The 7,079-nt window shown below is 68.0% G+C and carries 4 protein-coding genes and 3 pseudogenes; 5 read left to right on the top strand and 2 right to left on the bottom strand.

Going from position 1 to position 7,079, the window contains the following annotated elements; translation table 11 throughout:
- Positions 1-386: 386 nt before the first annotated feature.
- From tap to B100_RS34590, 5 genes and pseudogenes are all read left to right on the top strand, one after another.
- Complete coding sequence (tap, locus tag B100_RS0132040) at positions 387-2,627, top strand: telomere-associated protein Tap (RefSeq protein ID WP_024888440.1); 2,241 nt, start codon at positions 387-389, stop codon at positions 2,625-2,627.
- Positions 2,628-2,639: 12 nt separating this feature from the next.
- Positions 2,640-3,197, top strand: a complete 558-nt coding sequence (gene tpg, locus B100_RS0132035) for a telomere-protecting terminal protein Tpg (protein ID WP_024888439.1) — start codon at positions 2,640-2,642, stop codon at positions 3,195-3,197.
- A gap of 127 nt (positions 3,198-3,324) precedes the next feature.
- Positions 3,325-3,621: pseudogene (locus tag B100_RS36125) on the top strand (transposase family protein); the annotation flags it as partial.
- A 147-nt stretch (positions 3,622-3,768) separates the two neighbouring features.
- A pseudogene (locus B100_RS37895) lies at positions 3,769-3,988 on the top strand (IS256 family transposase); the annotation flags it as partial.
- A pseudogene (locus tag B100_RS34590) lies at positions 3,982-4,368 on the top strand (transposase); the annotation flags it as partial. The pseudogenes B100_RS37895 and B100_RS34590, both read left to right, overlap by 7 nt.
- Before the next feature lie 48 nt (positions 4,369-4,416).
- On the opposite strand, the gene B100_RS0132020 reads toward B100_RS34590, so the two are convergent.
- Positions 4,417-4,965 (bottom strand): tellurite resistance TerB family protein, encoded by a 549-nt coding sequence (locus tag B100_RS0132020; RefSeq protein WP_024888438.1) that lies wholly within the window; start codon positions 4,963-4,965, stop codon positions 4,417-4,419.
- A 773-nt stretch (positions 4,966-5,738) separates the two neighbouring features.
- Positions 5,739-6,647, bottom strand: a complete 909-nt coding sequence (locus B100_RS0132015; RefSeq protein WP_024888437.1) for a MerR family transcriptional regulator — start codon at positions 6,645-6,647, stop codon at positions 5,739-5,741.
- Positions 6,648-7,079: the final 432 nt, after the last annotated feature.

Genomic DNA, 7,079 nt, shown 5'->3' with positions numbered 1-7,079 from the left:
CCGAGACCCGCGAGGTGCTGATCCGTTCGCTGGCGATGCTGCAGACCAAGCACGCCGACCTGCCGTCGCGCAAGCACGGCAACCCGCCCCAGTAAGCACCTGCACGACGGACGGGCCGCAGTACTGGGTTCCTCACGGCGGCTGCGGCCGCTCGTCCGTCAATGAGCTTCAGCAGTTGCCGGAGCTCACCTCCCTCACTCGTACGTCTCGATCGCCTCGACGATCAGACGGTGGGGCTGCCCGCACGGCGAGGTCACCCGGAGCCGCGAGGCGTCACCGAACGAGCATCCCGAGGCCCCTTTACCGAACGCCATTCATACGTGCTTTGTACGGTGCACGTACGCCATTGGTACGGTTCGCGGGTAGGGTGAGGTGGGAGGTGTTCCATGTCCGAGTTGTTCGACGCGGTCGACGCGTTGGTCGCGTCCCGCTCGCCGCTGCCACCGGCCCAGGAGCGCAAGCGGCTGCGGGTCGCGCACGGCCTGACGCTGGACGAAGTCGCCGGCGCGCTCAAGGTGCGCCGGGCCACGGTGTCCGGCTGGGAGTCGGTGAAGAAGCCGACCGAGCCGCGCGGCCCGGAGCGTGAGGCGTACGCACGGCTGCTGCGGCAGCTCGCGGAGCTCTACCCCGCGCAGGAGGAGCCGGCCGTCCCGGTGTCCGCCACGTTCACCGGCACGCCCGGCCCGGCCGAAGCCGGGACCCCGTCCACAGGCCAGGCATACGAGCTTGCGGACATGACTGCACCCAAGAACGCCCAGGCCCCTGTCCCCTCGCCCGATGCCGCTGCTCCGGTGGCCGCCCCCCGCCCGGCGCGCACCACCAGGACGTCGACGTCGCGCCGCCCGGGTGCGAGGAAGGCGGCCCCGGCCGGCCTCCCGGCGGGCGGCACCGACTCGCGGTTCGAGAATGGTCCACTCGCGGTCGTCGACGTCGAGGACGGCAAGGTGTGGGCGTACTGCACCGACGGTCTGGTCCTGGACGTGCCCGCCAAGAGCATCCCGGCCCTGGTCGACTGGACGCTGCGCGAGGCGAAGCTCGGGGCGCCGAAGCTCGCCGGTCCGGGCAAGGACGCCGACCCGCTGATCGTGCTCACCGAGTCCGCGCTGGAGCGCTACGGCCTGCCCGTCACGCTCACGGAGGAGGAGAGGCACGCCGGGCGCCTGCCGGAGGGCCACACGGTCATCAAGCAGCTTGCGCGCGCGGAGTGGAAACTGACCAAGCGCGGTTTCGGCCCGTGGGCCAGGATCTACCGCCCCGCGACCGGTTCGGAGCGGGCCTGCGTGCAGCTGTGCATCCCTTCGTGGAAGGCGCTGGACACCCGGCACTGGGGCGAGGCCGGGCAGCTCCCGCCGGCGGAGCTCGCCCGTGTCCTGGGCGTGTACGCGTCCCGGGTGATGACGCCGCGCGGCTCCACCGCCGTGACCGGCCTGGAGCTGATGACCGCGCTGCACCCGCCGACGCGTGCCTCCGAGCCGGACGCCGACGGCCGCCGGCACTCCGAGCACAACCCCGGCTCGCTGGGCAAGGACCCGGTTGATCCGATGAAGTGGCCGCCGTGCGAGGTCCCCGACGGCCACCCGGTCCTCAAGGACCTGCCCCGCTTCCACGTGCGCGGCCCTGGCGAGAAGCTGTTCGAGGAGGCCTACGACTGGGCACGGCCGATGACGGATACCGAGTGCACCCTGCGGTACCTGGTGGGCATCGACGTCAACATGGCCTTCGCCGCCGGCGCCAACGGCTTGAACGTCGGCCTGGGCGAGGCGACGCACGTCAAGGCCCCGGCGTTCGATCCGAAGCTGCCCGGCTCATGGCTGGTCGACCTGTCCCACGTCGACCTGTCGAAGGTGAAGGTCGGCAAGGAATGGGTGGAGCTGGACGCCTCGCTGTTGCCGTCCCCGTTCACGCCGAAGGGCGAGTGCCCCGAGGGGCCGGCCTGGTACGCGACGCCTACCGTCGCGTACGCGGTGGAGCTCGGCTACGAGGTGCGCCCGCTGGCGGCGTGGGTGCGGTACGACAACGGCCGCTACCTGGACGGCTGGTACCAGCGGCTGCGCGACGCCTACCTCGCCACGATGGCCGACTTCGGCGTCGACGCCGATCTCACCCCGGCCGACTTCCTCGCCGCGATGGACGGCTACAAGGACCGCGACCCGGACTTGGCGATCGTCGTCTCGGCGATCAAGGCAACGGTCAAGGGCGGCCTGGGCAAGCTGCGCGAGCGCCCGCGCGGCGAGGGCTGGAAGCCCGGGCAGCCATGGCGGGCCCTGTCCCGCCCCACGTGGCGGCCGGACATCCGGGCCGCGGTCATCTCCCGCACCCGCATCAACCTCCATCGAAAGATCATCAAGCACGCGGCGTTCACCGGCCAGTACCCCATCGCGATCCTGTCCGACTGCGTCGTCTACGCGGCAGGCGGCGAGAGCCCGCTGGACTTCCTGCCCTACCGCGACGGCAAGCCCCTGCCCGGCGGGTTCAAGCTCGGCATCAACCCCGGCCTGGTCAAGCACGAAGGCACCCAGACCGTCCTGTGGGGCGAAGAGGTCCGCGAGCGGTTCAACGCGCCCGACCTCAACCTCGCCCGCTACATCAAAGACGGCACCGTCACCGACGTCGACAACGGCGAATAGGAGTATGCCCTCATGAGCCTGTTCGGGGACGGCCTGGAGACCGCGGTACAGAAGACGTTCACCCGCCCGGCACCCAAGAGCGCACCCGCCCAGATGCGCTACCTGGTCAAGAAACTCAAGAGCACCAAAGCGGTCGCCCAGATGCTGCGCATCTCCCAGCGCACCGTCGAACGCTACGTGAAAGACCAGATCAAAAAACCCCGCCCCGACCTCGCCGCCCGCCTGGAACGCGAAGTGAAGAAGCGCTGGCAGCCCCAGATTCGGGCCAAGGCCCGACAAAGGGCAGCCACCACCGACGGCATCGTCATCGACACCCGCGCCCGCCTTGGCTACACCGCCCCCATCGGATCGACGGACCAGGACCGCATCCGGCACCTGACCGTCGCCCTGCCCCCGCAGTACGCCGCCCGCCTCTTCACTGCCCAGGAAACCGGCGCCACCGACCAGCAGCTCCAGGAAATCGCCGCCGAAGCACTCAAGGAGGTCTACTTCCAGGACAGCGGCCGCCGCGCCGGCAGCCTGGAAGAAGTCCGCTTCACGGACATCGAACACCTCGAGTTCGAGCTGTAGCAGCCGCACCATGCACAGTCCGTGTGCCCCGGTTGTGACTTAACGGTCCTAACAGAAGTGGTCGAGGGTCTGTACGGTGAGCGGGTCTGTTCCGTCGGTGGTGACGGTGAGTGCTCGCCTGTGATCATTGAGCGGGCATGATGCGAACACGCTTGTGGGAACGGTGTTTTCGGGGTTGTCGGCGTTGGTCATTGAGGATGTGGCGGACGGTGGCGAGATAGTCCGGGTTTCGGCCCGGACTTGGGATGGTCCCGTTCCCTGTCCGGTGTGCGGGGTGGTGACGGGGAGGGGCCACGGGTATCACGGCCGGACGGTGCGGGATGTGCCGGTCGACGGCCGGCAGGTCGTGGTCCGGGTGAGGATACGACGGCTGGTCTGTCCGGTCCTGGGTCGCAGGCGGCAGACCTTCCCAACGACAAAACCAAGCTGATCAAGCGCCAGATGTACGGCCGCGCGAGCTTCCCTCTCCTCCGCCACCGGATCCTCCTGGGCTGACGACACCCTCCGTCACCACCGACTACGGAACAGACCCCGGTGAGCGGCGTAACTCCCAGGCTGGAAGCGGCAGTTGATGACTGACGTGACGAGTGACACCGAGGCCGGGAAGGCCCCTGTGAGTGGGACGAGCGCCGTGGATGACGGGCCGGTCGCTGAGTTGGTTGCCCGGGCCCAGGCCGGTGGGGTGAAGCTCACCGGGGAGGGCGGCCTGCTGCAGCAGCTGACCAAGCGGGTGCTGGAGTCGGCTGAAGGGCGAGCTCACTGAGCATCTGGGGCGCCAGCCTGGCGAGCCGAGGAGTTCAAGAAGTTCCTGACCAAACTCGACCAGGAGATCCCGGCAGACCTGGACGTGCACCTGGTGCTGGACAACCACGCCACCCACAAGACCCCCGCGATCAAGACCTGGCTGGTAGCTCATCCCCGCTTACACCTGCACTTCACGCCCACCGGATCGTCCTGACTCAACCTGGTGGAACGATGGTTCGCCGAGCTGACCAACAAGCAGATACGACGAGGCGTCCACAAAAGCGTCCAGGCCCTGGAGAAGGACATCCGCACCTGGATCGCCGCATGGAACACCGACCCCAAGCCCTATGTCTGGACCAAGACCGCGGACGAGATCCTCGAACGACTGGCAAGTTATCTGAATAGAATTCCTGACTCAGAAGACTAGCCGGATCGCTGATCAGAGCGGAACCAGGGGTCGAATCAGAGCCGGGACTCAGAGCTGGAATTCGGCCGGGGACAGCCCCAGCGTCGCGCAGGCCTCGCGCAGGACCGTCGCCTCTGCCTGGGAGAAGTGGCCGTCGGCACCGGCGATGACCATGCCGGTCTGGATCACGGCCCGGGCCTCGGTGGGCTTCTTGGCGGCCTTGGCGATCTCCTGCATGGCCTCGGCCTTGCCGTGCTGGAAATTCATCGTGAGCTGGTCGACATGCTTGTTGAAACGCTGCCGCAGCTGCTCCGGCGGGAAGTTCTGGAGCACGTCGTTGCTGAGGATCATCGACTCGACCTGCTGCCGCTCGGCCGGATCCACCTGCCCGTCTGCCGCCGCGACCAGCGCGCACACCGCCATGCTCGCGTCCCGGTAGGCACCACTCTTCAACTCGGTCTTCAGCGAGCCGAGCTGCGTCTTCAGCACACCGATCAGCTGGGCCTTGCTGCCACCGCCAGACCTCGTCCCCCCGCTCTGCCCACCGGTGGCGCCACGCCCGCCCTGATTCTGCTGGAGAGCCTTGGCCTGGTCCTTGAGCTTGTCCCAAACTGCCATTGAGTCACCTCGGTCATCGTCGGAAGTCATCTCGCGAACCCGCTCCCGCGCGCTCACTGACCCAACGCCCGACCCTCGGGCAAAGGTTCCGTAAAACGCGCACCTCTCTCATCACCTGTTTCTCCGGCGCCCGAAACGGTGATTGCCCGCACCCGGTGATCGGGTACGGACAGTCGCGGTGACGCGTGGTGTCAGTCGGGGTGACGCTTGGTGTCAGGCGGGGTGACGCTTGGTGTCAGGCGCTGTGCCGCCGCGTCACGCGTCGTCGCGCGAGCGGACCCTCAGGGAGAAATGCGCTGGTGCTGTCGCGCGCGGGGACATGGCGCTGACCTCACTCCTCGGCCAAGCCCAACGATCTGCGTGCCGGGACAGGCTCGGCCCGTACGACGACCACGTGACCGCCCGCCGCATCTTGGGCTCAGGCCCTGCCAGCCCCGCGCCCATCGGAGCCGCTCAGGCCGGTCTGCTCGCAAATCTTCCCGGCGTCCGCCTGCCCGACCTGGCCGAACTACGCGCCAAGGGCGTGCTTGGACCCCGCGCTGCGCGTCCCCCAGCCGCTCGCCGCGCGCTTGGTGCAGGCACCCACCTGGACATCGGCCGCTCCGACACCGCAGGGTAATTCCCTCCGCAGGCGCGGGATTGGCTATATCCATGAGAACGGACAGCAAGTGTTCACCACTTCGGGAGGCACCAAGGATTCGAACAGCCCGCAACCTACGACTGCGCAGGATGGAGCGATCAGTCCCACCGGTCGTGCCGGTGTGCCAACGCGGTCAGGTCTGACTCGCGGCGCGCAGGGCCCGCGCCAGCCATTCCAGCTCCTCGGTCGCGTCGGGCGACGAAGCCTGCCCGCGCACACGGGCGACGAGCCTGCGGTAATGTTCCGCTCCTGCCTCGATCCCGGCCTCCAAGCTGTGCAGCACGGCGGCCCGATCGGCGTCACCGAACAGCTCGGACAGCACCTCGGCCGCTGCCGGCTCCTCGGGAGCGACCCCGCCTTTTCTGACCTCTGCGACGGTCTGCACGATCTGCCTGGCCCACCAGATGGACGCCCCGGCGGGACGGTCCTGCCCCGGTACGGGCGTGTTGAGCTCCATCCATGTGCGCAACTGGGCGCGGAAACCGGGGTCCCGCACCAATTCCGCCAGTTCGATCCAGGCGTCGACCTGCTCAGGTGCGGAATCGTCGGGCAATTCGATGCTGAAGGTGCGCATGCGGTCGCGCAGGCGCGGGTCGTCGAGGCCGCCGAACACCTCCTCCTTGAACTCGTCGATGATCTGCTTGCGCTCGGCGGCGGAAAGCCGCGCCAACCGGTTCATCAGTGCTGTCTCCTCAACGGTCGAACCCCGTTTCGCCACGGTGGACAGGACGGCCCGGCTCACCTTGAGTGAGCGGATCTGTGCGTCGAGCGCGGCCACATGCGCGTCGGCGACCTCGGCGACCGTGGTGCGGCCGCTCAGGACGCGGCACACGTCGTCGAGACCGAGGCCCAGCTCCCGCAGGATGCGGACCAGCTCGACGCGGGCCACGGACTCGGCGTTGTACAACCGGTAGCCGCCCGCAGAGCGGGCCACAGGCGGCACCGCCCCCTCGTCCGACCAGAAGCGCAGGGTACGCACCGAAAGCCCGGTACGGTGCGCGAGCTGGCCAATGGTGAGCACGTCGGGGCGTTCGTCGTCCATGAGTAAAGATCCTCAACCCTCCGGCGGCTGGAGACTCAAGCGCCTCAGCCCGTTCGTCTTTGACGAGCGCGAGCGTGGCAGTCGGCGGGCCGCACCTCTACGTATCGACGGCAGCAGGGGCAGGGAAGCGGCTGAAGAGGACAAGCGGCCTGTCTTCGAGGGCACCGACGATAAGTTCGAAAACCACTTCGTCGACGACATCCGCGGGGAGCCGGGACAGTCGTCAGGCCCTCAAGAGCACAAAGGCCCCAGAACAGGCAGTCACACCCCGAAACGGGCCGCCGACTCCGTGGGCGGTCCGTCACGGACTTGAAAGGGCTGGTGACTGTGCCTTCTGAGATTTGATGCGACGTCAGCTACGTTTCTAACTGACCGTTTCAAATTGAGCTGGATGTGCGATGCGACATCACGCCTGCTCGTAAGAGCAGTCAC

This window comes from Streptomyces sp. CNH189, from assembly GCF_000527195.1.
This window is presented reverse-complemented; position numbering and strand designations above follow the sequence as displayed.